Below are 25495 nucleotides of genomic sequence, written 5' to 3' on the forward strand. Positions count from 1 at the left end.
CGAGAAATTTATGGCCAAGACCTCCATGATTAACCGCGACCTCAAGCGGACCAAGCTTGCCAAGAAGTATGCCGCCAAGCGCGCAGAGCTGAAGGCGATCGTGCTGAGCCCCAACGCGTCTTATGACGAGAAGATGGTGGCTCAGACCAAGCTGCAGAAGCTGCCGCGCGATGCCAGCCCGACCCGCCAGCGGACCCGCTGCGCTCTGACCGGCCGTCCGCGTGCCGTGTATGCCAAGTTTGGCCTCGGCCGCAACAAGCTACGCGAAGCCACCATGCGTGGTGACGTCCCCGGCCTGCGCAAGGCCAGCTGGTAAGCAACTGTAAACCGGCCCGCCTTGGAGTCGATCCAGGGCGAGCCTATCCCTCCGGGGGCGGCCCTTTGCTGGGGCGCCGTCGACGCGAAACGCGTGCCGTTATTCGCAAAATCGGAAAAGAGCTGTTATAGTCGTTCTTCTGCGCAAAGCAGATCGGCGCCTATGCCGGCTTACAACTCAATATTGATTTCCGGTTTTATCGGATATCGGTGCACTCTGAAGGATGTTTTTCATGAGCATGACTGATCCCATCGCCGATCTGTTTACGCGCATCCGCAATGCCCAGGCTACGGGCAAGCAGGCTGTGAGCGTGCCGTCGTCGAAGCTGAAGGTGGCCATCGCCAACCTTCTCAAGAACGAGGGCTACATCCTCGACGCCAAGACCTCCTCCCAGGAAGGCAAGCCGGTGCTCGAGATCAAGCTCAAGTATTTCGAGGGCCGCCCGGCCATCGAGAGCATTTCCCGCGTTAGCCGCTCGGGCCTCCGCGTGTACCGCGGCAAGGACCAGCTGCCGAAGGTCCTGGGTGGCCTGGGTATCTCGATCATTTCGACGTCCGCCGGTCTGCTGACCGATGCCCAGGCTCGCGCCAAGGGCCTCGGCGGTGAAGTCATCGGCCAGGTCGCCTAAGGAGCCGACGATGTCCCGTGTAGCCAAAAAGATCATCAATCTGCCGAAGGGCGTCGAGCTGAAGGCTGGCGCTGAAGGCATCTCCGTGAAGGGCCCGAAGGGCGCCCTGTCCACGCACAATCTCCCGGGCGTGTCCGTTGCCATCGATAACGGCAACGTGAGCATCCAGCTGGCCGAGGGCGCGGACCACAAGTTTGGCGGTACCGCGCGCGCGCTGCTGGCCAACATGGTCAAGGGCGTGTCCGAAGGGTACGAGCGCAAGCTAGAGCTGGTGGGCGTGGGTTACCGTGCCGCCATGCAGGGCAAAGCGCTGAATCTCAGCCTCGGTTTCTCCCATCCGGTTGTGTTCAACGCGCCGGAAGGCATCACGCTGGAAACCCCGTCGCAGACCGAAATCCTGATCAAGGGTTCGGACAAGCAGCTCGTGGGTGAAGTGGCGGCCAAGATTCGCGGCTATCGTCCGCCGGAACCCTATAAGGGCAAGGGCGTACGTTATGCCGGCGAGAAGATCACCCTGAAGGAAGCCAAGAAGGCCTAAGGCGCTGAAAAGCGCGTGCCTATCCGCTTCCTGGAGAGAACACGATGAACAAGAACGAATCCCGCCTGCGTCGCGCCAAAGCCACCCGTTCCCATATCCGGAAGCTCGGCGTGGCCCGTCTGTCCGTGCATCGCACTGGTCAGCACATCTACGCCCAGGTATTCGATGCCTCGGGCAAGACGGTGGTCGCGGCTGCCTCGACGTTGCAGAAGTCCGTCGCCGAGAGCCTGAAGGGCACGAAGAACGTGGAAGCCGCCGCGGCCGTGGGCAAGGCGATTGCCGAGCGCGCCAAGGCGGCCGGTATCGAGGCCGTGGCGTTTGATCGCTCCGGCTTCCGCTATCACGGTCGCATCAAGGCGCTTGCTGACGCAGCACGCGAAGCTGGCCTGAAGTTCTAAGCATTGGGCCGGGTGTCATCGTGACGCCCGGCCTGTTTCCGCAGTAACTACAACTCCAAGCGGCTCAGCCGCAAGCAAAGTCCCGGATATCCGGGCATGACGGAAAAGAATATGTCTTCTACCGATCGCGAAAATTCGGACGGCCTGCTGGAAAAGCTGATTGCCGTCAACCGCGTGGCCAAGACCGTGAAGGGTGGCCGCCAGATGAGCTTCACGGCGCTGACCGTCGTTGGTGATGGCGAAGGCCGCGTCGGCTTTGGTTACGGCAAGGCGCGTGAAGTGCCGGTTGCCATCTCCAAGGCGATGGATCGTGCGCGTCGCAACATGGTGACGGTCGATCTGAATAACGGCACGCTGTGGTACGCCATCAAGGCTAACCATGGTGCTGCCCGTGTGTTCATGCAGCCCGCTTCTGAAGGTACCGGCGTGATCGCTGGCGGCGCCATGCGTGCCGTGCTCGAAGTGGTCGGCGTGAAGAACGTGCTGGCCAAGGCTGTTGGTTCGCGCAACCCGATCAATCTGGTGCGCGCCACCATCAAGGGCCTGCAGGCTGTCGCCTCGCCGAAGCAGATCGCTGCCAAGCGTGGCAAGACCGTGGAAGAGGTGCTGGGCAATGGCTAATAACGAAAAGACCGTCCGCGTCCGCCTGGTGAAGGGCCTGCGCGGCGTGCAGAGCCGTCATCGCCTGAGCGTGAAGGCGCTCGGCCTGAACAAGCTCAACGACGTCCGTGAACTGAAGGACAGCCCGCAGGTGCGCGGCCTGATCAACACGGTCTATTACCTGGTCCGGGTCGAGGAGTAAGCAACATGCGTTTGAATGACATCAAGCCGGCCGCTGGTGCTCGCAAGACCCGTTTGCGTGTGGGTCGCGGTATCGGTTCGGGCCTGGGCAAGACCGCCGGTCGCGGTCACAAGGGTCAGCACGCCCGCGCTGGCGGTACCCATAAGTTCGGTTTCGAGGGCGGCCAGATGCCGCTGCAGCGTCGTCTTCCGAAGGTGGGCTTCCGCTCGAAGAAGAAGGCTGAGAACCAGGAAGTCTTCCTGTATCAGCTCGCAAATCTCAAGGCGGACGTGATCGACGTGGTCGTGCTGCATCAGGCCGGGCTGATCGATAGTCGTGCGAAGAAGGTCAAGGTCGTCGCCAAGGGCGAGATCGGTCGCGCGGTGAAGCTGTCGGGTGTGCTGGCTACGGTCGGCGCCAAGGCTGCGATCGAAGCTGCCGGCGGCAGCGTGGAGTAATCAAGTGGCGGCAGCCCAGGGCTCTTCGCTCGGATCGCTCGGCAAGCTGACCGAACTTCGTCAGCGCATCTTTTTCGTCATCGGTGCGCTGATCGTTTTCCGGCTCGGCTCGTTTATCCCGGTTCCGGGCGTCAATCCGGAAGCCATGACCAGCCTGATCGAATCGGGCGGCGGCCTGATGAATATGTTCAACATGTTCTCGGGTGGTTCGCTGGCGCGCTTTTCGGTGTTTGCGCTTGGCGTCGTGCCCTACATCTCTGCCTCCATCGTGGTGCAGATGATGGGTGCGGTGATTCCCAGTCTGCAGGCTTTGCGCAAAGAGGGTGAGGCGGGTCGTCGCAAGATGACAACCTACACTCGCTTCGGCACGGTGGGACTGGCGGCGTTTCAGGCCTTCGGCATCGCGGTAGCGCTGCAAAAGCAGGTTGCCAACGGCGGTGCGCCGGTCGTCTATACGCCGGGTATGGGCTTCATCATGGCATCTATTGTCGGCCTTACCGCCGGCACGATGTTCCTGATGTGGTTGGGTGAGCAGATCACCGAGCGAGGCATTGGCAACGGCATTTCGCTGCTGATCTTCGCGGGTATCGTGGCCGGACTGCCAGGTGCGGTCGGCCATACGCTGACTATGGCCAGTAATGGCGAGCTCAGCGTCATCCGCCTGATCATGGTCGTTGGCCTGATCTTGGCTGTAACCGCGTTTGTCGTGTTCATGGAGCGAGCTCAACGACGTATCACCGTGAATTACGCGCGGCGATCCGGCGGGCAGCGCGCCTACATGAACCAGACGTCGCATTTGCCGTTGAAGATCAATATGGCGGGCGTTATTCCGCCGATCTTCGCCTCGAGCCTGCTCATGTTCCCGGCGACGGCGGCCACTTGGTTCACCGCAGGTCATCAATCCCGTTGGTTGCAGGAGCTTACTCAGGCGCTTACGCCGGGCGAGCCGCTGTATGACATCGTCTTTGCGGTCCTAGTTATCACCTTCGCCTTCTTCTATACGGCGATCGTGTTCAATTCCCAGGAAACCGCGGACAACCTCAAGCGCTCGGGTGCCCTCATTCCGGGCATCCGGCCAGGTCGCTCGACGGCCGACTACATCGACAGCGTCATGACCCGTTTGACTGGTGTCGGCGCGCTGTATCTGGTGCTTGTCTGCCTGGTGCCGTCGTTCATGCAAAAGGCTTGGCACGTTCCGTTCTACTTCGGCGGCACCTCTCTGCTGATCGTCGTGGTCGTGGTGATGGACTTCACTGCCCAAGTGCAGGCGCACCTGGTCAGTCACCAATATGAAAGTCTGCTCAAGAAGGCCAATCTCCGTCGCAACTGAGGCTGCTGGGGCGTCGGAGATGGGTCTAAGTCGGAGGGCGGCGGCACAAGGTGCCGCAGGGCTTTCCTGTCGGGGTAATTCAGGTTAGAATTGCGCGTTTACCGCGCACGAAACGCATCGGAGAAAGTACATCATGGCGCGCATCGCGGGTGTCAATTTGCCGGTCCACAAGCACGTGTGGGTTGGCCTGCAAAGCATTTACGGCATCGGCCGCAGCCGGGCCAAGAAGGTCTGCGCGGACGCAGGCGTGGTTCCGACCACGCCGATCAAGTCCCTCAGCGAGGGCGAGGTGGAGAAGCTCCGCCAGGAAATCGGCAAATACGTCGTCGAAGGCGACCTGCGCCGTGAAGTCGGTATCGCGATCAAGCGCCTGATGGATCTTGGTTGCTACCGCGGTCTGCGCCACCGTCGTGGCCTGCCGGTGCGCGGCCAGCGCACGCGTACCAACGCTCGCACCCGCAAGGGCCCGCGTCGCGCGATCAAGAAGTAACGGATTCCTACTATGGCTAAGCCCGTCAAGACCAAGAAGAAGATCAAGCGCGTTGTCACGGATGCCGTGGCTCATGTGCAGGCCTCCTTCAACAACACCATCGTGACCATCACCGACCGCCAGGGTAACGCCCTGTCGTGGGCCACTGCCGGCGGCGCGGGTTTCCGCGGCTCCCGTAAGTCCACCCCGTTTGCCGCTCAGGTCGCCGCCGAGAAGGCTGGCCGCGCGGCCGGCGACTACGGTGTGAAGACCGTCGAAGTGCGCATCAAGGGTCCGGGCCCGGGTCGCGAGTCGGCGGTGCGTTCGCTGAACGCGCTGGGCTACAAGGTCCTGAACATCATTGACGTTACGCCGATTCCGCACAACGGCTGCCGTCCCCCCAAGAAGCGTCGCGTCTAAGGAGCACAGACCATGGCACGTTATCGTGGAGCTACCTGCAAACTCGCGCGTCGTGAGGGTTCGGATCTGAGCCTGAAGAGCCCGGCGCGCGCTATCGACTCCAAGTGCAAACTGGAGAACAAGCCCGGCCAACACGGCGCGAACAAGCGCATGCGCATGTCGGACTACGCGCTTCAGCTGCGTGAAAAGCAGAAGGTCAAGCGCATCTATGGTGTGCTTGAGCGTCAGTTCAGCAACTACTACTCCAAGGCTTCGACGCTGAAAGGCAACACGGGCGAGAACCTGCTGCGCCTGCTGGAGAGCCGCCTGGACAATGTCGTCTATCGCATGGGCTTTGCGGTCACCCGCGCTCAGGCTCGTCAGCTGGTCAGCCACAAGGCTGTCCTCGTGAACGGCAAGAAGGTGAACATCCCGTCGTACCAGGTGCGTCCGGGCGACCAGGTCGCGTTGACCGAGCGTGCGCGCACTCAGCTGCGTGTGCAGGAAGCGGCCACCGTGTTCGACACCATGGACCTCCGTCCGCAGTGGGTTGAAGTGGACGCCAAGAAGTTCGAGGGCACCTTCAAGGCCGTGCCGGATCGTGGCGACCTGCCGTCCGACATCAATGAAAGCCTGATCGTCGAGCTTTATTCGAAGTAATTTACCGGAGCACTGCATGGCAGTTTCGTCAACTAGCGTGCTGCGGCCTCGCGGCCTCAGCGTCGAGCAGCTCGGAGCGAACCGCGCCAAAGTGGTCGTCGAGCCGCTCGAGCGTGGTTTCGGCCACACCCTGGGCAACGCGCTGCGCCGCGTGTTGCTCTCTTCGATCCCCGGCAGCGCCATCGTCGAGGTCGAGATTGATGGCGTGCTTCATGAGTACACCACTCTGGAAGGTCTGCAGGAGGACGTGATCGAAGTCCTGCTGAACCTCAAGGAAGTGGCGATCCGTCAGCATACGGGCGACGAGGTCACGCTGACCCTTTCCAAGAAGGGCAAGGGCGTGGTCACCGCCGGCGATATCGCCGTCGACCACACGGTGGAGATCGTCAATCCCGAACACGTGATCTGCCACCTGACCAAGGACATCGCGCTGAACATGCGCCTGAAGGTGCGTCGTGGCGTCGGCTACCAGCCGGCCAGCGCGCGCCAGCATCCCGACGAGGAGGCCCGTCCGATCGGGCGCCTGCAGTTGGATGCCTCCTTCGCGCCGGTGCTGCGCGTGGCTTACGAAGTGGACGCCGCTCGCGTCGAGCAGCGCACCAACCTCGACAAGCTCGTGCTGGACATCGAGACCAATGGCACCATCGGTGCGGAAGACGCGGTCCGCAAGGCTGCCGAGATCCTCAACGATCAGCTGTCGGTGTTCGGTGACTTCTCGCGCCGCGAGAGCGCCACCGACAAGGCGGAGAAGGGCGGTTTCGACCCGCTCCTGCTGCGCCCGATCGACGATCTGGAGCTCACTGTGCGTTCGGCGAACTGCCTGAAGGCCGAGAGCATCTATTACATCGGCGATCTGGTGCAGAAGACCGAGGTCGAGCTGCTCAAGACTCCAAACCTGGGCAAGAAGTCCCTGACCGAAATCAAGGACGTCCTGGGTGGTCGTGGTCTCGCACTCGGCATGAAGCTCGAGAACTGGCCGCCGCCGGGTCTGTCGCACGGCATGCAGCTGGGCTGATGCAACACGGGGCGATCGGCATTCGATCGCCCCGCGCAGTTGGAAGATTCGGTGGATGCCGAGTGCAGTTCTGCCGGAAGCTGGAAGCGGCCCATAGAGGCCGCGCTCTTATAACAAGGCGTTTTTAGAGCCTTGAATAGCGGGTAACCGCGGGAAGCCGGATCATCCTGACCGGACTTTTCATAACAACAGACCAAAGAGAGTAATCACCATGCGCCACCAGAAATCCGGTCGCAAGCTCAACCGCACGAGCAGTCATCGCGAAGCGATGTTCAAGAACATGGCCGCGTCGCTGATCAAGCACGAGCTGATCCGCACCACGCTTCCGAAGGCCAAGGAACTCCGCCGCATCGCCGAGCCGCTCATCACGCTCGCGAAGACCGATGGCGTCGCCAACCGCCGCCTCGCATTCTCGCGTCTGCGCGACAAGCAGGCCGTGGGCAAGCTGTTCGTCGAGCTCGGCCCGCGCTACAGCCAGCGTCCCGGCGGTTACCTGCGTATCCTCAAGTGCGGCTTCCGTCCGGGCGACAACGCCCCGATGGCCTATGTCGAGCTGGTGGATCGTCCGCGTACCGAAGCCGCTGCCGACGCCGAATAAGCCAGGCGCAGTTTCAAGGAAATACCCAGACCCCGGTCGGTTACCCGACCGGGGTTTTTCTTTGGATGCAGAGATTTGGCCCGCAGAGGTGCTTCCTGCCAGGTAAATGGGAAAAGGCTCTGCTGACAGCGCCACGGGGAGCGGGTAATGTCGCCGTTCCGCATCGCAGCAAGCTCGAGCTATGAATCCTTTTCGTTGGTCGTATCGCGTCAGCTTCCTCGCCGGTTTTCTGGTCTGCGCCGCCCTGCTCGGTTTCGCCCTGTACGCGGAACACGTGCTCGGGATGGAGCCTTGCCCCCTGTGCATCTTTCAGCGCATCGCCTTCATGGTGATGGGCGTATTTTTCCTGCTGGGAGCACTTCATGCCCCGCGCGGCAAAAGCGGGCGCTGGGTTTATACCGGGGGTGTCCTGCTGGGTGCGGTGGGCGGCATCTTCACGGCGGGCCGCCACCTCTGGATCCAGTCGCTGCCGGCCGATCAGGTGCCGGCCTGCGGGCCCAATCTGGCGTACATGATGGACGCGTTCCCGCTGGCCAAGGTACTGAAGATGGTGTTCACCGGCTCGGGCGAGTGCGCGAAGGTCGAACCCATCCTCGGCTTGCCGATGCCGGCTTGGACGCTGTTCTGGTACCTGGTGCTGGTCCTGCTGGCGGTGCGTGCCGCAACCCGCTGGGAACGCCAGTGAGCCATCAAATGCCTATGCTTGCGCACAAGATAGAGGAGGGCGTTTCGTGAACGCCGACATGCAAAGGGTGGCCGCGCCGGCCGCCTGGACGCCGGAATCCTGGCAGTCCCGAACCGCCATGCAGCAACCGCTCTACGAAAGTGCGGACGAACTGGCGCGGGCCACCGCGCACCTGGCTCGACTGCCTCCCCTGGTCACCTCCTGGGAGGTTCTGGCGCTCAAGCAGGCGCTGGCCGAGGCGCAGGAGGGCCAGCGCTTTCTGCTCCAGGGCGGTGATTGCGCCGAGAGCTTCGCCGACTGCACTAGTCCCGTGATTTCCAATCGCCTCAAGGTGCTGCTGCAGATGAGCCTGGTGATGGTGCATGGACTCAAGAAGCCCGTGCTCCGGGTCGGCCGTTTTGCCGGCCAGTACGCCAAGCCCCGTTCGACGGATATGGAGACCCGTGACGGTGTGACTTTGCCGAGCTTCCGCGGCGACCTGGTCAATAGCCCCGAATTCACCCCGAACGCGCGCCGCGCCGATCCGCAGCGCCTGATCCAGGCGCACGCGCATTCGGCGCTGACGATGAACTTCGTCCGCGCTCTGATCGATGGCGGGTTCGCCGACCTGCACCATCCGGAATATTGGGATCTCGCCTGGGTGGAGCACTCCCCGCTGGCGGCGGAATACCGCCGCATGGTCGCCGGCATCGGCGACTCCCTGCGCTTCATGGAAACGCTCGCCGGCCCCATTGCCAGCTTCACGCGTGTCGATTTCTTCACCTCGCACGAGGCGCTGCTGCTGCATTACGAGCAGGCGCTGACTCGTCAGGTCCCGCGGCACCAGGGCTGGTTCAACCTGTCCACGCATTTCCCCTGGATCGGCATGCGCACGGCCGCACTCGATGGCGCCCACGTCGAGTATTTCCGCGGTATCCGCAATCCCATCGCGGTCAAGGTCGGCCCTTCGGTGACGCCGGAGCAGTTGTTGCCGCTGATCGACGCGCTCAATCCCGATGAAGAACCTGGCCGCCTCACGCTGATCCACCGCATGGGCAACGGCCAGATCGCCAAGGCTCTGCCGCCGCTGCTCGACGCGGTCAGGCGCGAAGGGCGCCGGGTGCTGTGGGTGGCCGATCCCATGCACGGCAACACCGAGAGCACGTCCAATGGCTACAAGACCCGCCGCTTCGACAACATCCGCGGCGAGCTGGATCAGGCCTTCGACATTCACGCCGCCGCCGGTACCCGGCTCGGTGGCGTCCATCTCGAACTCACCGGTGAGGATGTCACCGAGTGCATGGGCGGCGCGCGAGATCTCAGCGAGACGGATCTGGACCGCGCCTACAAGTCCACCGTCGACCCTCGGCTCAATTACGAGCAGTCGCTGGAACTGGCGATGCTGATCGTGCGGAAATCCCAGAAATCCGCGGGCTGAGTCCACCCATCCGTCCTTACGAAAAGGGGCGCCTCGGCGCCCCTTTCTCTTTCGCGAACCGTTGTCAGTTCGACGTGTCCCGATACACCGGCTTTCCGCCTACCGTGTCGAGGAATGTCGGCGCCCGCCACGCTTTCGCATGCTGCTCGAACCCGTAGGCAATCGAGATCAGCGTAGGCTCGCTCCATTTCGCGCCGAACCACACGATGCCCACTGGCAGATCATGCGCGAAGCCGGCCGGAACAGTGATGGACGGGTAGCCCGCTACCGCCGCCGGCTGCGAGGCGCCGCCGACGGTGGGGTCTCCACTGACCACGTGGTCGCCGAGTACGGGATCGGTCACGAACGTCGGCCCCCACGACGGGGCGAGCAGCGCGTCGAGGTGATCCTTCGCCAGCGCCGCGTCGATGCCTTCGGGTCCGGCGAGGCGCCTGGCTTTCGCCTGGGCTTCGACATACGCCTTCTCGGTCAGCGGGCCCTTGGCCTGCGCCTGCTCGAACAACTCCTGCCCGAACCAGGGCATCTCGCGCTCCGCCTCGCGCTTGTTGAACGCGATCAGATCGGCCAGTGATTTCATGCGCGTGCCGGTGCGCGTGGCGAGATAAGCCTGCATGTCGTGCTTGAGGTCATAGAGCAGCACGATGAGCTCAGGGTCGCCCAGCTCCTTGAGATGGGGAATCTCGACCGGGTCGACGATGATCGCGCCCTGGGCCTTCATCAGCGCGATGGATTGCTCGAGGATGCGATCGGCATTCGGCTCAGCGCCGGCAAGCTGGCGCACTACGCCAATACGCTTGCCTTTCAGCCCCTCGGGATCGAGGAAGCGCGTGTAGTCCGTGGCGTGCCGGTCGGCCTCGGCGGTGGCCGGATCGCGCGGGTCGCTTCCGGCGATCGCGCTCAATACTGCCGCCGCATCGGCCACGGTGCGCGCCATCGGGCCGGCAGTGTCCTGATTATGGCTGATGGGAATGATGCCGCTGCGGCTCACCAGGCCCACGGTGGGCTTGATGCCGACGATGCCGTTCGCCGCGGCGGGGCAGATGATCGAGCCATCGGTCTCCGAACCGATGGCAACGGTCGCCAGTCCGGCGGCGACGGCGGCGCCGGAACCCGCGCTGGAGCCACAGGGATTGCGGTCCAGTGCATAGGGGTTGCGCGTCTGGCCGCCACGCGCGCTCCAGCCGCTGCTGGCGTGGTTCGAACGCATGTTCGCCCACTCGCTGAGGTTGGTCTTGCCGAGGATCAGCGCGCCGCTCTTGCGCAGCCGTTCCGCCACACCCGCATCGCGCGGTGCGGGCGGGGCGTCCGCCAGAGCCAGCGAGCCGGCGGTGGTCAGCATGCGGTCACCGGTATCGATGTTGTCCTTCAGCAGCACGGGGATGCCGTGCAACGGGCCTTTCGACTTCCGCTTATCGAGCTCCGCGGCGAGCCGCAGCGCGTCCGGATTCGTTTCCAGCACCGAGCGCAGCGCCGGGCCCTCCTGGTCGATGCGCTTGATCCGCTCGAGAAAGAGCCGGGCCAGCGCCTCGCTGCGCAGCTGGCCCGCATCCATGCGCTGGTGCAGTTCCTTGATCGATGCCCAGGCCAGCACTGGATCGGCCTGCTGGGCGGACAGCGGCAGGCTGGCGGACAGCAGGGCGGCGAGCGAAAGCGAGAGTGGCAGGCGGGTCACGGCAGGTCTCCGGTCGTGCGGCATGATGTCGCGAGCCCGCATCGTAGCGGCATCCATCCGGGCGCGACGCAAGGTGGCGCATATAATCGGTCGATGAATACGAGAGCCAAGCTGTGCCAGGCCAGGCGTGCGGGGTCCGCCTTCCTGCTGTTGGTTGCCGCATGGTGCTTCGGTGCCGCGCATGCCCAGGCGGCGGGCGGCGCGCCGGCGGTGCCGGACACGCTCAAGCAGCGCATCGCCAGTTGCACCGGCTGCCATGGCGAGCACGGCGAAGGCACGCCAGAGAGCGGCTTCTTTCCGCGCCTGGCCGGCAAACCGGCCGGCTATCTGGCGCGCCAGCTGAAGGATTTCCAGGACGGCCTGCGCAAGTACGGCCCGATGGAATACACCGTGCGTTACCTCACTCCCGAATACATGCAGGAAATCGCCGCGTACTTCGCGGCGCAGGACGTGCCGTATGCGCGCTCGCCACTGCCGCGACTCTCGGCCGAGGCGCTCCGGCGCGGCGAGGAGCTGGCCACCAAGGGCGATCCCGCCCGCGAGATTCCGCCCTGCGCCGCGTGCCACGGCACGCAGTTCACCGGGGTGCAGCCGGATGTCCCCGGCCTGGTCGGCCTGCCGTATGACTACATCAGTTCGCAGCTGGGTTCCTGGCGCACCCGGACGCGCGCCACCGTGGCGCCCGATTGCATGGCGGACATCGCCAATCGCCTGAGCGCGGACGACATCAGCGCCGTGTCGGCATGGCTGGCCAGCCGCGAGCTGCCGTCGGACATGCACGCGCAACCTGCGGGTTCGATCACGCCGCCGCTGCACTGCGGTGTGCTGGGCGGAGGCACGGGCTCATGAAGATCTTCCGCATCGGTATCGCCGTCGCACTGGTGCTCGGCCTGCTGCTGGCCGGCTGGCTGTTCCTGCGCGGCGGGCCGTCGTCCGTGCCGCGCGAGGCGAGCAAGGTGGACGCCGCGGCGCTCAAGGACCCTGCGCTCGTCGCCAGAGGCGAATACCTCACCATCGTCGGCGACTGCGCTTCCTGCCATACGGAGCAGGGCGGGCCTCGCTTCGCGGGCGGCCGCGTGGTGGGTACGCCTTTCGGCGACGTCCCTGCCCCCAATCTCACCCCCGATCCGGCCACGGGATTGGGCGAGTGGAGTTTCGAGGCGTTCTGGCAGGCGCTGCACGCGGGCGTCGATCGTCACGGACAGTTCCTGTATCCGGCCTTCCCCTACACCTCGTACACCAAGGTGTCGCGCGACGACGCGCTAGCCATCTTTGCCTACCTGCAGTCGCTGCCGCCGGTGCGCCAGCCTGCCAAGCCGCTCGGCCTGGGCTTTCCGTACAGCGTTCGCAACACGCTCAAGGCGTGGCGCGCGCTGTACTTCAGGGAAGGCGAATACGTGCCTGACCCGGCCAAGTCCGCCGCGTGGAATCGCGGCGCGTACCTGGTGCAAGGCCTCGGCCATTGCAACGAGTGCCACGTAGCGCGCGATGCGCTCGGCGGCATGCGCAGCGACCAGTCGCTGTCGGGCGGACAGATTCCCGTGCAGAACTGGTACGCCCCCGACCTCAGCACACAGGCCAACGGTGGCCTCGACGGATGGAACGAGCAGGACATCGTCGCTCTGCTGAAGACCGGCCAGTCCGCCAAGGGTACCGCCTTCGGCCCGATGGCCGAAGTGGTGGCGCGCAGCACGCAGCACATGACCGACGAAGATCTGCGCGCGATCGCGACGTACCTGCAGTCGCTTCCCGCGCGGCCCCGCGTGTCGTACGAGACCTCGCCGCTCGACACCACGGCAATCCTCGCCCAGGGTGCCAAGGTCTATGACACCCGCTGCGCGGACTGCCACGGCAAGGACGGCCATGGCGTGACCGGCGTCTATCCGCCGCTGAGCGGCAATTCCTCGGTCAACGAGCCCACCGGCATCAATGCCATTCGCGTGGTGCTGCTGGGCGGCTTCCCGCCGGCGACCAAGGGCAATCCGCGGCCGTACTCGATGCCGCCGTTTGCCCAGCAGCTCAGCGATAGCGACGTCGCTGCGGTGGTGACCTACATCCGCCAGTCCTGGGGCAATACGGCGCCGCTGGTGCAGGAACGCGACGTGATCAAGTACCGGCACACGCCGATCGACTGACCTTCCCCATGCTTCCTGCACGCATCGCCCCGGGCATCGACCGGGGCGATGCCGTTTCCGCCATGCCGCTCAGTAGCTGCGGCCGTCGACCGGCACGCGCTTGAGGGCGGAAAGGTCCAGCCCTTCCAGGCAGCGCGCATTGATCGCCGCCATCGCCTTGCCATCCGGACCCGTGCCGGTGGCAAAAGGAGCGCAGCCGCAGTGCGCGCAGAAATGGTGGTCGATCACATGCCTGTTGAAGTGATACGTGCTGAGCTTGCCTTCGTCGGCATGCACGCGCGTCTGTTCGCGCGGAACGAACCAGAGCAGGTAGCCCTTGCGGCTGCAATGCGAGCAATTGCATTCCATGACCTGATCGGGCGATGCGTCGACTTCCAGCGTGATCGCGCCACAGTGGCAGCTGCCTTTGAGCATGACTTTTCTCTCCGTGTCGATGGGATAAATCGGACCCTACGGGCCGAATGGGCGATCGGCCATAAGCGACGCTGCGCGGACCGTCTCGACGAAGGCCGCCAGCGCCATCCACGGCGCGAGATCCCAATGCCCCCGTGCCTGGCCCGATGGCGACGGCAACACGAACAGGCGCGTGGTTCCGATGGTTTCCGGTTGTGGTCCATACCCGGCCGCGCGGCCTAGCGCGCCCCGTGCCGCGGCCTTGCTGGTGAACGCGACCACGCCCGGCGCGAACCGCTCGATCTTCGCGCGCAGCGCTGGGATGTCGAAAGCATCGCGCGGCAGTTCGTCATCATTGCCGACGTGGCGCTTGGCCAGGTCGGTCAGCCCCACGCCGTAAGCCGGCAGCAGCGGATATTCCGCCGGTGCCAACAGGCGCGGCGTCAGGCCCGCCGCGTGCAGCGCGCGCCAGAACATGTTGCCGGGGTGCGCATAGTAGGCACGCTCCGCGGCGGAGCGCTTGCCCGCTGCCGTGCCGCAGAACACCAGCCCCAGGCCGGGTTGCAGCACGTCGGGAAGGATGTGCGTGGTGTCAGTGCGGTCCATCGGCCAGCAGGAAATCGGTGTACTGGAAACGTCCGTCGCGCAGCGTGGATTCGCCCCGCCGCAGCGCCAGCGGCCGGCGGAACAGCGGTCCTCCGAAACAGAGCGTATGGAACTCCCCGCGCTCGCCGCAGGGATCGACGCCGGCGGGCAGGGTGTCCAGCAGCGCATTGTCGAAGGCCTGCCCGCAGAAGGATGGGTCCAGCTGTTGCGTATCGACACAGCAAAGCGCCGCGCGATGTCCCTCGCCGACAAAGCGGCGCGCGAGCGCCGTGGTGTCCTCGCCCCAGAGCGGAAAGACCGCCCGCCATCCTTCGCGGCCGAGCTGGCGCACGCGGTAGTCGCGCACGTCGGCGAGAAACAGATCGCCGAACGCGCAATGCCGCACGCCCGGCCAGAGCCTGCGAGCTTCGGCCAGCGCACGAGCCTGCGCCGCTTCGTAGGCCTCATTGGCGCCCGGCCAGTCCAGCTCCGCCTCGAGCAGCGGCAGGCCGAGGGCTTCCGCCTGTGCATGCAGCACATCGCGCCGGGTGCCGTGCATGGCGACGCGCTGATAGGTGCGGTTGACCGTCGCGAGTAGGCCCACGGGCTGCCAGCGCGGCTCCCGCAGCAGGTGCTGCAGGGCCATCAGGCAGTCCTTGCCGCCACTCCACGCCAGCAGGATGGGAACCGGTTGCATGGCGCTACTTTAGGGCCTGTTTCGCGCTTCCGCGTGGCGCCGCCTTAAGGTGCCGACCACGCGCCCTGGACATGGCCTGCGGCAGGGTAGGAGCGTCGTCGTCGCAGCACGGGCATGACCATCGATCTCGCCAGTTTCTGGAACGACCACCCCCTCGGCCGCCTGGGCATCACGCTGGCGGTCGCGCTGGCGATCGCCTTCGTGGTCCGCCGCGTGGCCTACGCGACGTTGCGGCGCCTGGCCCGACGGCACCCCGCCGTCTACGGCATGGTGAGCCGCGCCAGCGCCCCGATGGAATGGCTGGTGCCACTGCTGACGGTCGCGGTGGCGCTGCGCATCACGCCGGACGTGGACTCCCTGCGCGGGATCGGCGGCCTTCATCAACTGCTGTTGGTAGCGCTCATCGCCACGGTGACCTGGCTGGTAGTGCGCTGCATCGGGGCGCTGGAGGACCTGACCATCCGGCTGCACCCCATCGACTTGTCCGACAACCTGCGTGCGCGCAGCGTCGTCACGCAGGTGCGGGTGCTGAGCCGTTCGGCCATGGTGCTCGCCGTGCTGGCGGGGTTGGCCGCCGTGCTCATGACGATTCCCGGCGTGCGCCAGTTCGGCGCCAGCCTGCTGGCCTCCGCGGGCCTGGCCGGCCTGGCGCTCGGCATCGCCGCCAAGCCGGTGCTGAGCAATCTGATCGCGGGCCTGCAGATCGCCCTGGCGCAACCCATCCGGCTGGACGACGTGGTGATCGTGCAAGGGGAATGGGGGCGCATCGAAGAGATCACCGGCACCTACGTGGTCGTGCGCATCTGGGACGAGCGCCGGCTCATCGTGCCGCTGAACTATTTCATCGAGAACCCCTTCGAGAACTGGACGCGCCGCACCGCGCGGCTGATCGGCACCGTGTTCCTGTGGGTGGATTACCGCCTGCCGATGGCGCCGTTGCGCATGGAACTGGAGCGGCTCTGTCGCGAGGCGCCCGAATGGGACGGCCGCGTCTGCGTGCTGCAGGTGACGGACGCCAGCGAGCACGCCATGCAACTGCGCGCGCTGGTCAGTTCGGCCGACTCGAGCCGGGGCTGGGATCTGCGTTGTCGCATCCGCGAAGGACTGATTGCCTTCGTCCAGCGTGAATACCCGGATTACCTGCCCACCACGCGGATCCGCTGGGACGGCGCTCGCGACGGCCCCGCCGCGCCCGCCCCGGAAAGCGGCACCGGCACGGCTTGAATCAATCCCACGCCAGCTGCGCCTGCAGCCGCTGGTCCGGACCCAGCCGGAACGACAAGTGCATGCCCAGCGCCTCTGCCGCGGCGAGGGCGAGCGCCAGGCCCAGGCCGGCATGGCCGGGGTGCTCGGGCTGCTTGCGCCAGAAACGCTGGCCGAGGCTGGGAAGGTCTGCCGGCTGCAGGGTCGGGGCGGCGTTGTCGACGAGGATGGCGCGTGTGTCCGCCGTCAGGTGCACGGTGTCGCCTTCGGGGGAATAGGCACAGGCATTCCCGAGGAGGTTGGCCACCACGATCTCGAGCAGGCCGGGATCGGTGTCGATGATGCCGGCCTGGTCCAGGGCCAGCTCCAGCTGGACGCCGCGCGCCTGGGCCGCCTGGCGGTGGCGCAAGGCCAGCCGGCCGATCCACAGACCCAGGCTGAGCGGCTGCGGGCGCGGGCGCTCCAGGCCCGCCTGCAGGCGCGTCAGCAGCAGCAGGGCAGTCACCGTGGCTTCGAGCTCGGCGCTGATGTGCCCGACCTCCGCCATCAGCTCGGGCACGCCACGGCCAGTGGGATAGCGCGTCTCCACCTCGGTCAGGACGCGCAGCTCGGCCAGCCGGGTGCGCGTCTCGTGCGCCAGGCCGCTGGCGAACTGGCGTTCGCGTGCCAGGCCCTCGTCCATGCGCGCGAGCACTTCGTTGAAGCGGTCCACGAGCGGGTCCAGCTCGCGCAGCCCGCTGCGTTCCAGCCGCCCTCCCGGCGCGTTGGGGCCGATCGCGGCCATGCGCTCGACCAGGGCCCGGACCGGGCGCAGGCCGTGCCTCACGATCCACGGCACCGCCACCAGCGCGAGGCACAGGGCCAGTGCCGGGCCGAGCGCCAGGATCCAGTCCAGCGCCAGCAGGATCTGCTCGAACGGCCGGCGATCCTGCTGGTAGAGCAGGGCGCAGGTACGCAGGGGCATAGCTGCACGGCGGCCCGAGCCGCCGTTGCGGTCGCGGGCCACCCCCACCGACATGTCGAACGTGAACATCACGCTCCCGACCGGCAGGCCATGCGCCTCCATGCGGGTGAAGCGGGGCTCCGGGCGGGCGCCGGCAGGCCAGCCGGCCGGCACCTCGGTCGGGGCGGGGTCGCTGCGCAGCGGCGGGAGGCCCGGGCAGCGCAGTTCGTAGAACGCGGGCACCTCGCCCGCGAGCAGGCTGGCCCGGGCATAGCTGTCGGGGGTGTCCTGCTCCAGTTCGATCAGCGCCGCGAGCGTGCGCGCCTGGGCCAGCAGGGTCTGCTGGTACTTCGCCTCCAGCTCGTCGTCCATCCGCCAGTCCATCAGCAGCGCGCCGGCGCCCATCACGGCCAGGCCCGTCACCAGCAGCAGCAGCGTGATGCGGTTGGACAGCGAGCCCAGAGTCATGGGATGTGAGTCATGGGATGAGGTAGCCGGCCCCTCGCCGCGTCTCGATCAGACCCTCCAGGCCGGCCGCGTCCAGCTTGCGGCGCAGGCCGAACACCAGCACCTCCACGCTGCGGTCGGAGACGTCGGTATCGCTGCCGGCGGTGCGCTCGAGGATTTCCTGCCGCGTGAACGCCCGGCCCCGATGACGCAACAGCAGGCCCAGCACGGCGAACTCGCGCGGCGTCAGCGCCAGCGCCTCGTCGTTCACGCGGGCCAGGTGGGAGCGCGGATCCCAGGACAGCGGCCCGTGCGTCAGCACCGTGGGCTGGGCCTCCTGGGGGCGCCGCGCCAGGGCGTGCAGGCGCGCCACCAGCTCGTCGAACGAGAACGGCTTGATCAGATAGTCGTCGGCGCCCGCGTTGAGCGCCTCGATCCGGTCCGCGACCTGGTCGCGGGCCGACAGCACCAGCACGCGGGGACGCGGGCCGCCGCCGGGCAGGCTGTTGAGCACGGCGATGCCGTCCAGGCGGGGCAGCATCAGATCGAGCACCACCAGGTCGTAGGCGAAGCCGCCCAGGTAGTTCCGGGCCTCGACTCCGTCCTGGGCCGCGTCGACGGTGAAGCCCGCGCCCTGCAGGCCATGTCTCAGCGTGGCGCGCAGGCGCTCGGAGTCCTCTACCAGCAACAGCTTCATGGTTTCCCCTGTGGTCGGGCGGATCGTGTCAGGCGCGCAGCTTAGAGCCTGTCCGGGCCTTCCGCGTAGCCCCGCCCGCCGACAACGGGGCGGACGGAAAAAAATGCCGCCCGGATCATGCAACCTGGCGGGCCGCCGGCGCTCTAAGAACGGGGCCGGCCGCGTGTCCGGGGTGCGCACTGGCGCATCGACGCCCGTCCGCCCAGCCGCTATAAAGGCCCTCCGAGAGGGAGTGTTCGGTGAGTGAAGAAATACTGATCAACGTGACGCCGCGCGAAACCCGCGTCGGCGTGGTGGAAAACGGCATGCTGCAGGAAGTGCATGTCGAGCGAGCCTCCCGCCGCGGCTATGTGGGCAACGTCTACAAGGGACGCGTGCAGCGGGTGATGCCCGGCATGCAGGCGGTATTCGTGGACATCGGCCTGGAGCGCGCCGCGTTCCTGCACGCGTCGGACATCGTGCGCCCACCGCTGCCGGCGGCCGAGGGTGCCGATGCGATGCCGGTCGCGAACGGCCATACGCCGTCGATCACCGAGCTGGTCCATGAAGGCCAGGAGATCGTGGTGCAGGTGGTCAAGGACCCGATCGGCACCAAGGGCGCCCGGCTTTCCACCCATCTTTCGATTCCCTCGCGCTACCTCGTGCTGCTACCCCATGCGCGCACGCTGGGCATCTCCGCGCGCATCGAAGACGAGGCCGAGCGCCAGCGCCTGAAGGAAGTGATGACCTCGCTGATCGGCGAGAACCCCCTCGGCTACATCGTGCGCACCAACGCCGAGGAACAGACCGCCGAATCGCTGGCCTTCGACGTCACCTACCTGGGCAAGGTGTGGCGCGTAGTGCAGGAAAACATCGCCAAGTCCAAGGTCGGCGAACGCGTGTACGAGGAGCTGTCGCTGCCGTTGCGCAGCCTGCGCGACATGCTCAACGACGACATCGAGAAAGTGCGCGTCGATTCGCGCGAGACCTACGAGAAGGTCGTTAAGTTCGTGCACAAGTTCATGCCAAGCCTGGACGACCGCATCGAGCACTATTCCGGCGAACGGCCGATCTTCGACCTCTATGGCGTCGAGGACGAAATCCAGCGCGCGCTGCGCAAGGAAGTGCCGCTGAAGTCCGGCGGCTACCTCATCGTCGACCAGACCGAGGCGATGACCACCATCGACGTCAACACCGGCGGCTATCTCGGCACGCGCAACCTGGAAGAAACCGTCTACCGCACCAACCTCGAGGCCGCGCAGGCGGCCGCGCGGCAGCTGCGGCTGCGCAATCTCGGCGGCATCATCATCATCGATTTCATCGACATGACCGACGAGGAGCACAAGCGCCAGGTGCTGCGCATGCTGGAGAAAGGCCTGCAGCGCGACCACGCCAAGACCACCGTCTACCCGATGTCCGCACTGGGCCTGGTGGAGATGACGCGCAAGCGCACCACCGAGAGCCTGGAGCGCCAGCTGTGCGAACCGTGCCCGGCCTGCGGCGGGCGCGGCACGGTAAAGACTGCCGAGACGGTCACCTACGAAATCTTCCGCGAGATCACTCGCGCGGTGCGTCAGTTCAATGCCGAGAAGCTGCTGGTGATGGCCAGTCCCAAGGTGGTCGGGCGCATCCTCGAAGAGGAATCCGCCGCCGTGGCGGAATTGGAAGAGTTCATCTCCAAGAGCATACGCTTCCAGGCCGAGGAGCATTACTCGCAGGAACAGTTCGATGTCGTTCTTCTTTGATTCGCTGGCGTGAGTAGCCAGTGAACGTTGTCTGGCGCCAGCGCACGCAACGCATCGCCCGCGCCCTGGCGTGGGTCGTCGGCGTGTCCGTTATCGGCCTCGCCGTGCTGGCCGGGTTGATCCAGGTGGTGCTGCCCTCGCTGGCCAGCCATCCGCAGTGGGTCGCGGCGCAGCTCAGCCGGCAGCTGCAGCGGCCGGTCACGTTCGCGTCGCTGGAAGGCCGCTGGGAGCCGTCGGGCCCGCTGTTCGTCATGCGCGACGTGGTGGTGGGGCCGGGCGAGGGCGGCAGTCCGCTGCGCATCCCGGAGACCGAACTCAAGCTCGATCTGGGCGGCTGGCTGATGCCGTCGCGGCACCTGCTCAATCTGCGCGCGCGCGGGCTGCAGCTGGATCTCTCGCACGGCAAGGACGGCGGCTGGCACATCAACGGTATTGGCGTCGCCGGCGGCGGCGAACGGCAGAACGCTTCGTTCGGACGGCTCTCGGTAGAACTCTGGCTGCGCGACCTGCGGCTGGACATCGCGGACGAAAACACCGGCAAGCACTACGCACTCGTGGCCCAGCAGCTGCGGGTGAGCCGCCAGGGCACGCGCGTGCGCGTCGGCGCGGTGCTGCGGCGCGAAGGCGCCGCCGGCGAGCTGCGCGGCGCCGGCAATTTCCGCGACGACGGCGCCGACGGACGCCTGTGGATAGCCGGCAGCAAGGCCGACCTGCGCGCGCTGGCCGCCGGCGTGGACCTCGGCGGCTACAGCGTGAACGGCGGCACGGGCACGTTTGCCAGCTGGCTGGATTGGCGCGACGCGAAAGTAGTGCGCAATCTCACGCGGTTCGACCTCGACGGGCTGGCGTTCACCGCGCCGGACGGCAACCAGGCACGGGTGGCGTCGCTGCACGCGCTGGCCGACATGAACAAGACAGCCGAGGGCTACCGCGTGCGCTGGGCGGCCGACGACGGCGGCGCCCTGGCTCTGGATGTGCGCCGCCAGGACGACGATCACCTCGAGGCCTGGATCACCGCCCGCGATCTGCAACTCGGCCCGCTGGTGCCCTGGCTGGCCCTGAAGCCGAACCTGTCGGCAGGGCTGGGGCAGTGGGTGGGCGCCGGCAAGCCGCGCGGCAAGCTGAGCCACGCCGCCTTGCACTGGACCCGTGCGGAAGGCGTGGTCAGCGCGGACGTCGCGTTCGCCGGCGTCGGCATCGACCCGGTGGGCAAGCTGCCCGGCATCGACCGGCTCGACGGTCGCCTGCGCGGCGACCAGGGCGCGCTGTCGCTCGAGCTGCCCGCGCAGGCCACCGTGCTCCGCTTCCCGCACACGTTCCGCAAGCCGTTCGAGCTGTCGCGCCTGGCCGGCACGTTCTCGGCATGGCATGAGGACGACGACTGGCACCTCGGCATCGAGCCCATGGCGTTCGAAGGCGCCGGATTCGGCGGGCAGGCCCGCGGCGAGATCCGCTTCCACGATGCGGGCGGCCGACCGTTCCTCGACCTGTATGCATCGCTCGACCACGCGGACATGGACGCGGCAAAGCTGTTCTGGCCGATCGATTCCATGCCGCCCTCGGCGGTCGAATGGCTGGATCGCGCGCTGGTCGCGGGCAAGGTCGACCGGGGCGACGTGCTGGTACGCGGCGACCTGAAGGATTGGCCGTTCCGGGCCAACGAAGGCCGCTTCGAGGCCCGCGCCGAACTCAGCGGCCTCGCGCTGGACTACGGCAAGGACTGGCCGCGCGCCGAAGGCATCACGGCGATCGCCAACTTCGTCAACAACGGCATGCTGGTGGAAGCCAGCGGCGGCGAATCGCTCGGCGTAAAGGCCGAGCGGGCCGTGGCGCTGATTCCGGATTTCGCCAATACCGTGCTGGACCTGAATGTGCACGGGTCCGGCAGCGGCGCCAGCCTGCTCGACTTCGTGCGGCGCAGCCCGATCGGCAACCGGCAGGCCGATGCCTTGGGCAAGCTCAACCTCGGCGGCGCCGGCACGTTCGATTTCCACCTGTCCCTGCCGATGAAGGACGCCAAGGACTTCTTCCTGGCCGGCAACGCCGCCCTCAAGGATGTCGATCTCGACGCGCCCGACTGGAAGCTGCGGCTCGACAAGATTTCCGGCCAGGCCAGCTTCGACGCGCACGGCTTCCACGCCGGCCCGCTCGATGCCATCTTCCGCGGCCAGCCTTCCAAGCTCGACATCGCCATTGCCGCCGCCACCGGGCGCCCGGACACCGAGTTCTCTGCGCGCCTCACCGGCCGCTACGGCATGGCGGAACTGACTCAGGGGCTGGACTCGCTGACCTGGCTCAACGACGTCGCCAGCGGACGCAGCGAAGTCACCATCGGTTTCGACATCGTGCGGCCGGACTCGGTGGCCAATGCGGCGCAGCTGCTGACCCTGGATACCAACCTGGCCGGCATGGCGCTGGACATGCCGACGCCGATCAAGAAACCGGCCGAAACCAGCCTGCCGCTGCATCTTTCGCTGGCGCTGCCGGTGCAGGGCGGCGACCTGCAGATCGCGGTGGGGCAAGTGGTGCGCCAACGCTTCCGCCTGCCCGACGACAAGCGCCCGCTGGGCGCCACCTTCATGTTCGGCACGCGCATGCCCGACACGGTGCCCGACAAGGGCATCCGCGTGCGTGGCCGCGCGGCGCGGCTGGACGTCACCGGCTGGGTGCAGCGCGCCGTCGCGGGCAGCAGCGGCGATGGCCCGGGCCTGGAAAGCATCGACGTCACCGCCGACCAGGCCGAAGTCTTCGGCCACGCTTTCCCGTCCATGCGCATCCAGGCCATGCCGCAGCCGGGCCAGCTGAATGTGGACGTGGACAGTGCCGACATCGCCGGCCGCTTCACCATCCCTTCGGAAGGTATCGATAGCCGCGGCGTCACCGCGCGGCTGCAGCGCCTCTACTGGCCCAAGACCAGCGGCACGGATACGAAGCCGGCGAACGCCGGTTCGGCCGAGGCGCCCAAGCCCGATCCGGCCAACACGGGCATCACGCCGTCGGCGCTGCCGCCGTTCCACCTGTGGGTGGGCGACCTGCGCTTCGGCGAGTCCAGACTCGGCGAGGCGCGCCTGGAGACCTGGCCCACCGATCGCGGCATGCACATCGACCAGTTGCGTGCCTTGTCGCGCGGCGTGCAGATCAATGCGAGCGGCGACTGGGAAGGCACCGCCACCAACAGTCACAGCCACCTGCGCATCGACTTCTCGGCGGAAAACCTCGGCGACATGCTCGGCGCCTTCGGCTTCGCCGGCCTGTTCAACGGCGGCAAGACGCGCGCGCACCTCGATGCGACCTGGCCGGGGGCGCCGTCGGCAATGGAACTGGCCAACATGGACGGCAAGCTGAGCGTGCAGGTCACCGACGGCAGCATTCCCGAGGTGGCGCCGGGCGTGGGCCGCCTGTTCGGTCTGGTCTCGCTGGTAGAACTGCCGCGCCGCCTGACGCTCGATTTCGGCGACGTCTTCGGCAAGGGATTGGCGTTCGATTCCATCACCGGCGACTTCACGCTGGCCGACGGCAACGCGACCACCGGCAATCTGTCCATGCGCGGGCCGGCGGCCGAGATCACCATCAAGGGACGTACCGGCCTGCGCGCGAAGGATTACGACCAGCAGGCCCTGGTGGTGCCGCACATCGGCAATAGCCTGCCGATCGTCGGCGCGGTGGTGGCCGGCCCGCTCGGCGCGGCCGCCGGTTTCGTGGCGCAGGGATTGCTGGGGCGCGGCATCAATCGCGTGGCCAGCGCGCGCTATCACATCGGTGGAAGCTGGGACAAACCCGACATTTCGCTGGTGGAGAAGAAGAGCCTGCCGGCCTCGGCGCCGGCCGCCGCCGAAGCGGCGGCACCGGCGCCCATAACACCGGCACCTGCCACGTCAGTGCCCATCACATCGGCGCCCACGACGCCGGCACCTGCACCGGCCGCCAGCGCGGGCCGCTGAAACTCAGGATTCCGTGGCGGATTCCGCCGGCTTGGTACTGCCGCGGAACGGGAACATCTGCTGGCGCACAAAGCCGTCAGGCATGTAGTCGCCGACCACGCCGTACTTCTCGGGGAATTTCTTCTTCGACTTCACCGCGGTACCGAACAGGTAATCGAGGAAGGCGTAATGCGCCGCATAGTTCTTGTCGATCGCCTCGTCGTCGGAAGCGTGATGCCAGTGGTGGAAGTCCGGCGTGACCACGACGTACTTCAGCGGCCCCCACGGCAGGTGCACGTTGGCGTGATTGAACACCGCCTGGAAGCCGACCACGATGATGTAGGCATTCATCACTCCCTCGCTGAAACCGAGGATGTACAGCGGCGCCAGCACGCACACGCGCGTGAAGATCAGTTCCAGCATGTGCTGGCGCGAGCCGGCGAGCCAGTCCATGGTCTTCACGCTGTGGTGCACGGCGTGGAATTTCCACAGGAATGGCACCTCGTGATACGCGCGGTGCGTCCAGTACTGCGCCAGGTCGGCTACCAGGATGCACAGCAGCAGCTGGGGCACGAAGGGGAGGTCCCGCACGGCCTGCTGGAAGCCGCTGCTGACCAGCCAGCCGAACAGGTGGTGCAGCAGGAAGTTCACCACCAGCAATGCCAGGCCGACGATGAAATGGTTGACCGCGAAATGCTTCAGGTCCGTCTGCCATTCCTTGCGGAACAGCATCTGGCCCTTGTACAGCGGGAACAGTTTCTCGATCACCACGAAGATCAGCGTGGAGCCGAGCAGGTCGAGGATGAACCAGTCCAGGCCGATGTAAGGCGTGTGGTCCGGGAAATTGCCCACCGGCACGCGCGAGCCACCCAGCGCGGTCGCGGCGATCACCAAGGCGAAGGCGACGATGTTGATGTTGCGCTGGCGGCCCAGGATCACATTGCCCAGCGAGATGCCGCCCGCGATCAACAACGCCGCCAGCAACAGCTGGCGCAGCACGTCCACGGAGTAACGGTGCCGCAGGTCGGGCGTGGTCAGGTATTGCGGAAAATGGAAGGCCAATACGCCGAGCAGGCTGAGGATGCCCAGGGAAAGGGCGATCACGGTGGTGATCTTGCCCAGCCCAGGCTTGAGCTCGCCGTCGCGGTGCAGCAATTCGCGGGTGTCGTCGAGCGGCGCCTTGAGGGTGCGGTCGATGACCTTATGGGCCAGTTCGCGTTTCGAAAAATCGTTCATGGTGGTCCTTCACGTGGGCGCCATCCGCTCCCGGCTGGCTGGGGCATGGTAGCGGTCCGGGGACCGGCGGCTCCACTGCCGCCAGCGCTTTAAATGCATGGGCGGGGGCCCCACTTGCTACAGTCTCCGTCCCGTTCGCCAGAGCAACGAC

Annotated in this window: 27 protein-coding genes; 20 read left to right on the forward strand and 7 right to left on the reverse strand. The window is 66.4% G+C overall.

The features are described 5' to 3' along the window. Positions 1 to 10: 10 nt before the first annotated feature. The 15 genes from rpsN to RKE25_RS07000 all read left to right on the forward strand — a co-directional run bounded on the left by rpsN (position 11) and on the right by RKE25_RS07000 (position 9692). Positions 11 to 316, forward strand: coding sequence for a 30S ribosomal protein S14 (rpsN, locus tag RKE25_RS06930; protein WP_311841508.1), 306 nt, complete (start codon positions 11 to 13; stop codon positions 314 to 316). A gap of 232 nt (positions 317 to 548) precedes the next feature. Further along, positions 549 to 944, forward strand: coding sequence for a 30S ribosomal protein S8 (rpsH, locus tag RKE25_RS06935; RefSeq protein WP_167257921.1), 396 nt, complete (start codon positions 549 to 551; stop codon positions 942 to 944). Positions 945 to 954: 10 nt separating this feature from the next. Beyond that, the gene (gene rplF / locus RKE25_RS06940; RefSeq protein ID WP_311841509.1) at positions 955 to 1482 is read left to right on the forward strand and encodes a 50S ribosomal protein L6; all 528 of its coding nucleotides are present in this window, start codon (positions 955 to 957) and stop codon (positions 1480 to 1482) included. 44 nt (positions 1483 to 1526) lie between these two features. Continuing rightward, on the forward strand, positions 1527 to 1880 hold the full coding sequence (gene rplR, locus RKE25_RS06945) for a 50S ribosomal protein L18 (protein ID WP_311841510.1): 354 nt from the start codon (positions 1527 to 1529) through the stop codon (positions 1878 to 1880). Positions 1881 to 1991: 111 nt separating this feature from the next. Beyond that, positions 1992 to 2501: a 30S ribosomal protein S5 gene (gene rpsE / locus RKE25_RS06950; protein WP_311841511.1), complete on the forward strand. Its 510-nt coding sequence runs from the start codon at positions 1992 to 1994 to the stop codon at positions 2499 to 2501. Beyond that, the gene (gene rpmD / locus RKE25_RS06955) at positions 2494 to 2682 is read left to right on the forward strand and encodes a 50S ribosomal protein L30 (RefSeq protein WP_026635849.1); all 189 of its coding nucleotides are present in this window, start codon (positions 2494 to 2496) and stop codon (positions 2680 to 2682) included. The genes rpsE and rpmD overlap by 8 nt, the downstream gene beginning before the upstream one ends. 5 nt (positions 2683 to 2687) lie before the next feature. Beyond that, the gene (gene rplO, locus RKE25_RS06960; protein WP_311841512.1) at positions 2688 to 3119 is read left to right on the forward strand and encodes a 50S ribosomal protein L15; all 432 of its coding nucleotides are present in this window, start codon (positions 2688 to 2690) and stop codon (positions 3117 to 3119) included. Between the two features lie 4 nt (positions 3120 to 3123). Then, complete coding sequence (gene secY / locus RKE25_RS06965) at positions 3124 to 4449, forward strand: preprotein translocase subunit SecY (protein WP_311841513.1); 1326 nt, start codon at positions 3124 to 3126, stop codon at positions 4447 to 4449. 133 nt (positions 4450 to 4582) lie between these two features. Further along, the gene (gene rpsM / locus RKE25_RS06970; RefSeq protein ID WP_167257911.1) at positions 4583 to 4939 is read left to right on the forward strand and encodes a 30S ribosomal protein S13; all 357 of its coding nucleotides are present in this window, start codon (positions 4583 to 4585) and stop codon (positions 4937 to 4939) included. A 12-nt stretch (positions 4940 to 4951) separates the two neighbouring features. Further along, positions 4952 to 5338 (forward strand): 30S ribosomal protein S11, encoded by a 387-nt coding sequence (gene rpsK / locus RKE25_RS06975; RefSeq protein WP_007513384.1) that lies wholly within the window; start codon positions 4952 to 4954, stop codon positions 5336 to 5338. Positions 5339 to 5350: 12 nt separating this feature from the next. After that, entirely contained in the window at positions 5351 to 5977 is a 627-nt protein-coding gene (gene rpsD, locus RKE25_RS06980) for a 30S ribosomal protein S4 (RefSeq protein WP_026635853.1), read from the forward strand. Positions 5978 to 5993: 16 nt separating this feature from the next. After that, positions 5994 to 6992 (forward strand): DNA-directed RNA polymerase subunit alpha, encoded by a 999-nt coding sequence (gene rpoA / locus RKE25_RS06985; protein WP_311841514.1) that lies wholly within the window; start codon positions 5994 to 5996, stop codon positions 6990 to 6992. Positions 6993 to 7203: 211 nt separating this feature from the next. After that, positions 7204 to 7590 carry a 50S ribosomal protein L17 gene (gene rplQ / locus RKE25_RS06990; protein ID WP_311841515.1) on the forward strand — a complete coding sequence of 129 codons (387 nt, stop codon included), beginning with the start codon at positions 7204 to 7206 and terminating at the stop codon, positions 7588 to 7590. Between the two features lie 181 nt (positions 7591 to 7771). Continuing rightward, complete coding sequence (locus tag RKE25_RS06995; RefSeq protein WP_311841516.1) at positions 7772 to 8275, forward strand: disulfide bond formation protein B; 504 nt, start codon at positions 7772 to 7774, stop codon at positions 8273 to 8275. A 58-nt stretch (positions 8276 to 8333) separates the two neighbouring features. Then, complete coding sequence (locus RKE25_RS07000; RefSeq protein ID WP_311842352.1) at positions 8334 to 9692, forward strand: 3-deoxy-7-phosphoheptulonate synthase class II; 1359 nt, start codon at positions 8334 to 8336, stop codon at positions 9690 to 9692. 64 nt (positions 9693 to 9756) lie between these two features. On the opposite strand, the gene RKE25_RS07005 is transcribed toward RKE25_RS07000, so the two are convergent. Continuing rightward, positions 9757 to 11547: an amidase gene (locus RKE25_RS07005; protein WP_311841517.1), complete on the reverse strand. Its 1791-nt coding sequence runs from the start codon at positions 11545 to 11547 to the stop codon at positions 9757 to 9759. On the opposite strand from RKE25_RS07005, the gene RKE25_RS07010 reads away from it, so the two are divergent. Both RKE25_RS07010 and RKE25_RS07015 read left to right on the forward strand, forming a co-directional pair. Continuing rightward, positions 11515 to 12213, forward strand: coding sequence for a c-type cytochrome (locus RKE25_RS07010; protein ID WP_311841518.1), 699 nt, complete (start codon positions 11515 to 11517; stop codon positions 12211 to 12213). The genes RKE25_RS07005 and RKE25_RS07010 overlap by 33 nt on opposite strands. After that, positions 12210 to 13499 (forward strand): cytochrome c, encoded by a 1290-nt coding sequence (locus RKE25_RS07015; protein WP_311841519.1) that lies wholly within the window; start codon positions 12210 to 12212, stop codon positions 13497 to 13499. The genes RKE25_RS07010 and RKE25_RS07015 overlap by 4 nt, the downstream gene beginning before the upstream one ends. Positions 13500 to 13568: 69 nt before the next feature. On the opposite strand, the gene RKE25_RS07020 is transcribed toward RKE25_RS07015, so the two are convergent. From RKE25_RS07020 to RKE25_RS07030, 3 genes are read right to left on the reverse strand one after another with little or no spacing between them, the layout of a single operon-like run. Then, entirely contained in the window at positions 13569 to 13913 is a 345-nt protein-coding gene (locus RKE25_RS07020) for a GFA family protein (RefSeq protein WP_311841520.1), read from the reverse strand. Positions 13914 to 13949: 36 nt separating this feature from the next. Next, the gene (locus RKE25_RS07025) at positions 13950 to 14498 is read right to left on the reverse strand and encodes a mismatch-specific DNA-glycosylase (RefSeq protein WP_311841521.1); all 549 of its coding nucleotides are present in this window, start codon (positions 14496 to 14498) and stop codon (positions 13950 to 13952) included. Next, on the reverse strand, positions 14485 to 15174 hold the full coding sequence (locus RKE25_RS07030) for an ATP-binding protein (RefSeq protein ID WP_311841522.1): 690 nt from the start codon (positions 15172 to 15174) through the stop codon (positions 14485 to 14487). The genes RKE25_RS07025 and RKE25_RS07030 overlap by 14 nt, the downstream gene beginning before the upstream one ends. Positions 15175 to 15288: 114 nt before the next feature. Here RKE25_RS07030 and RKE25_RS07035 point away from each other — a divergent pair, with 114 nt between their 5' ends. Further along, complete coding sequence (locus RKE25_RS07035) at positions 15289 to 16398, forward strand: mechanosensitive ion channel domain-containing protein (RefSeq protein WP_311841523.1); 1110 nt, start codon at positions 15289 to 15291, stop codon at positions 16396 to 16398. A 1-nt stretch (position 16399) separates the two neighbouring features. On the opposite strand, the gene RKE25_RS07040 is transcribed toward RKE25_RS07035, so the two are convergent. Both RKE25_RS07040 and RKE25_RS07045 read right to left on the reverse strand, forming a co-directional pair. Continuing rightward, positions 16400 to 17788, reverse strand: coding sequence for an ATP-binding protein (locus RKE25_RS07040; RefSeq protein WP_311841524.1), 1389 nt, complete (start codon positions 17786 to 17788; stop codon positions 16400 to 16402). A gap of 10 nt (positions 17789 to 17798) precedes the next feature. Further along, positions 17799 to 18464 (reverse strand): response regulator transcription factor, encoded by a 666-nt coding sequence (locus tag RKE25_RS07045; RefSeq protein ID WP_311841525.1) that lies wholly within the window; start codon positions 18462 to 18464, stop codon positions 17799 to 17801. A gap of 239 nt (positions 18465 to 18703) precedes the next feature. Between RKE25_RS07045 and rng the strand changes: the two genes are divergently transcribed. Together rng and RKE25_RS07055 are read left to right on the forward strand one after the other, a co-directional pair. Then, positions 18704 to 20188, forward strand: a complete 1485-nt coding sequence (gene rng, locus RKE25_RS07050) for a ribonuclease G (protein ID WP_311841526.1) — start codon at positions 18704 to 18706, stop codon at positions 20186 to 20188. Between the two features lie 20 nt (positions 20189 to 20208). Then, positions 20209 to 24129, forward strand: coding sequence for a YhdP family protein (locus tag RKE25_RS07055; protein ID WP_311841527.1), 3921 nt, complete (start codon positions 20209 to 20211; stop codon positions 24127 to 24129). Between the two features lie 3 nt (positions 24130 to 24132). Here RKE25_RS07055 and RKE25_RS07060 read toward each other — a convergent pair whose 3' ends face one another. Then, a complete protein-coding gene (locus RKE25_RS07060; protein WP_311841528.1) occupies positions 24133 to 25344 on the reverse strand; it encodes a sterol desaturase family protein in 1212 nt (403 codons plus the stop codon). Positions 25345 to 25495: the final 151 nt, after the last annotated feature.

This window comes from Dyella sp. BiH032 (assembly GCF_031954525.1).
Classification (GTDB): Bacteria; Pseudomonadota; Gammaproteobacteria; order Xanthomonadales; family Rhodanobacteraceae; genus Dyella_D.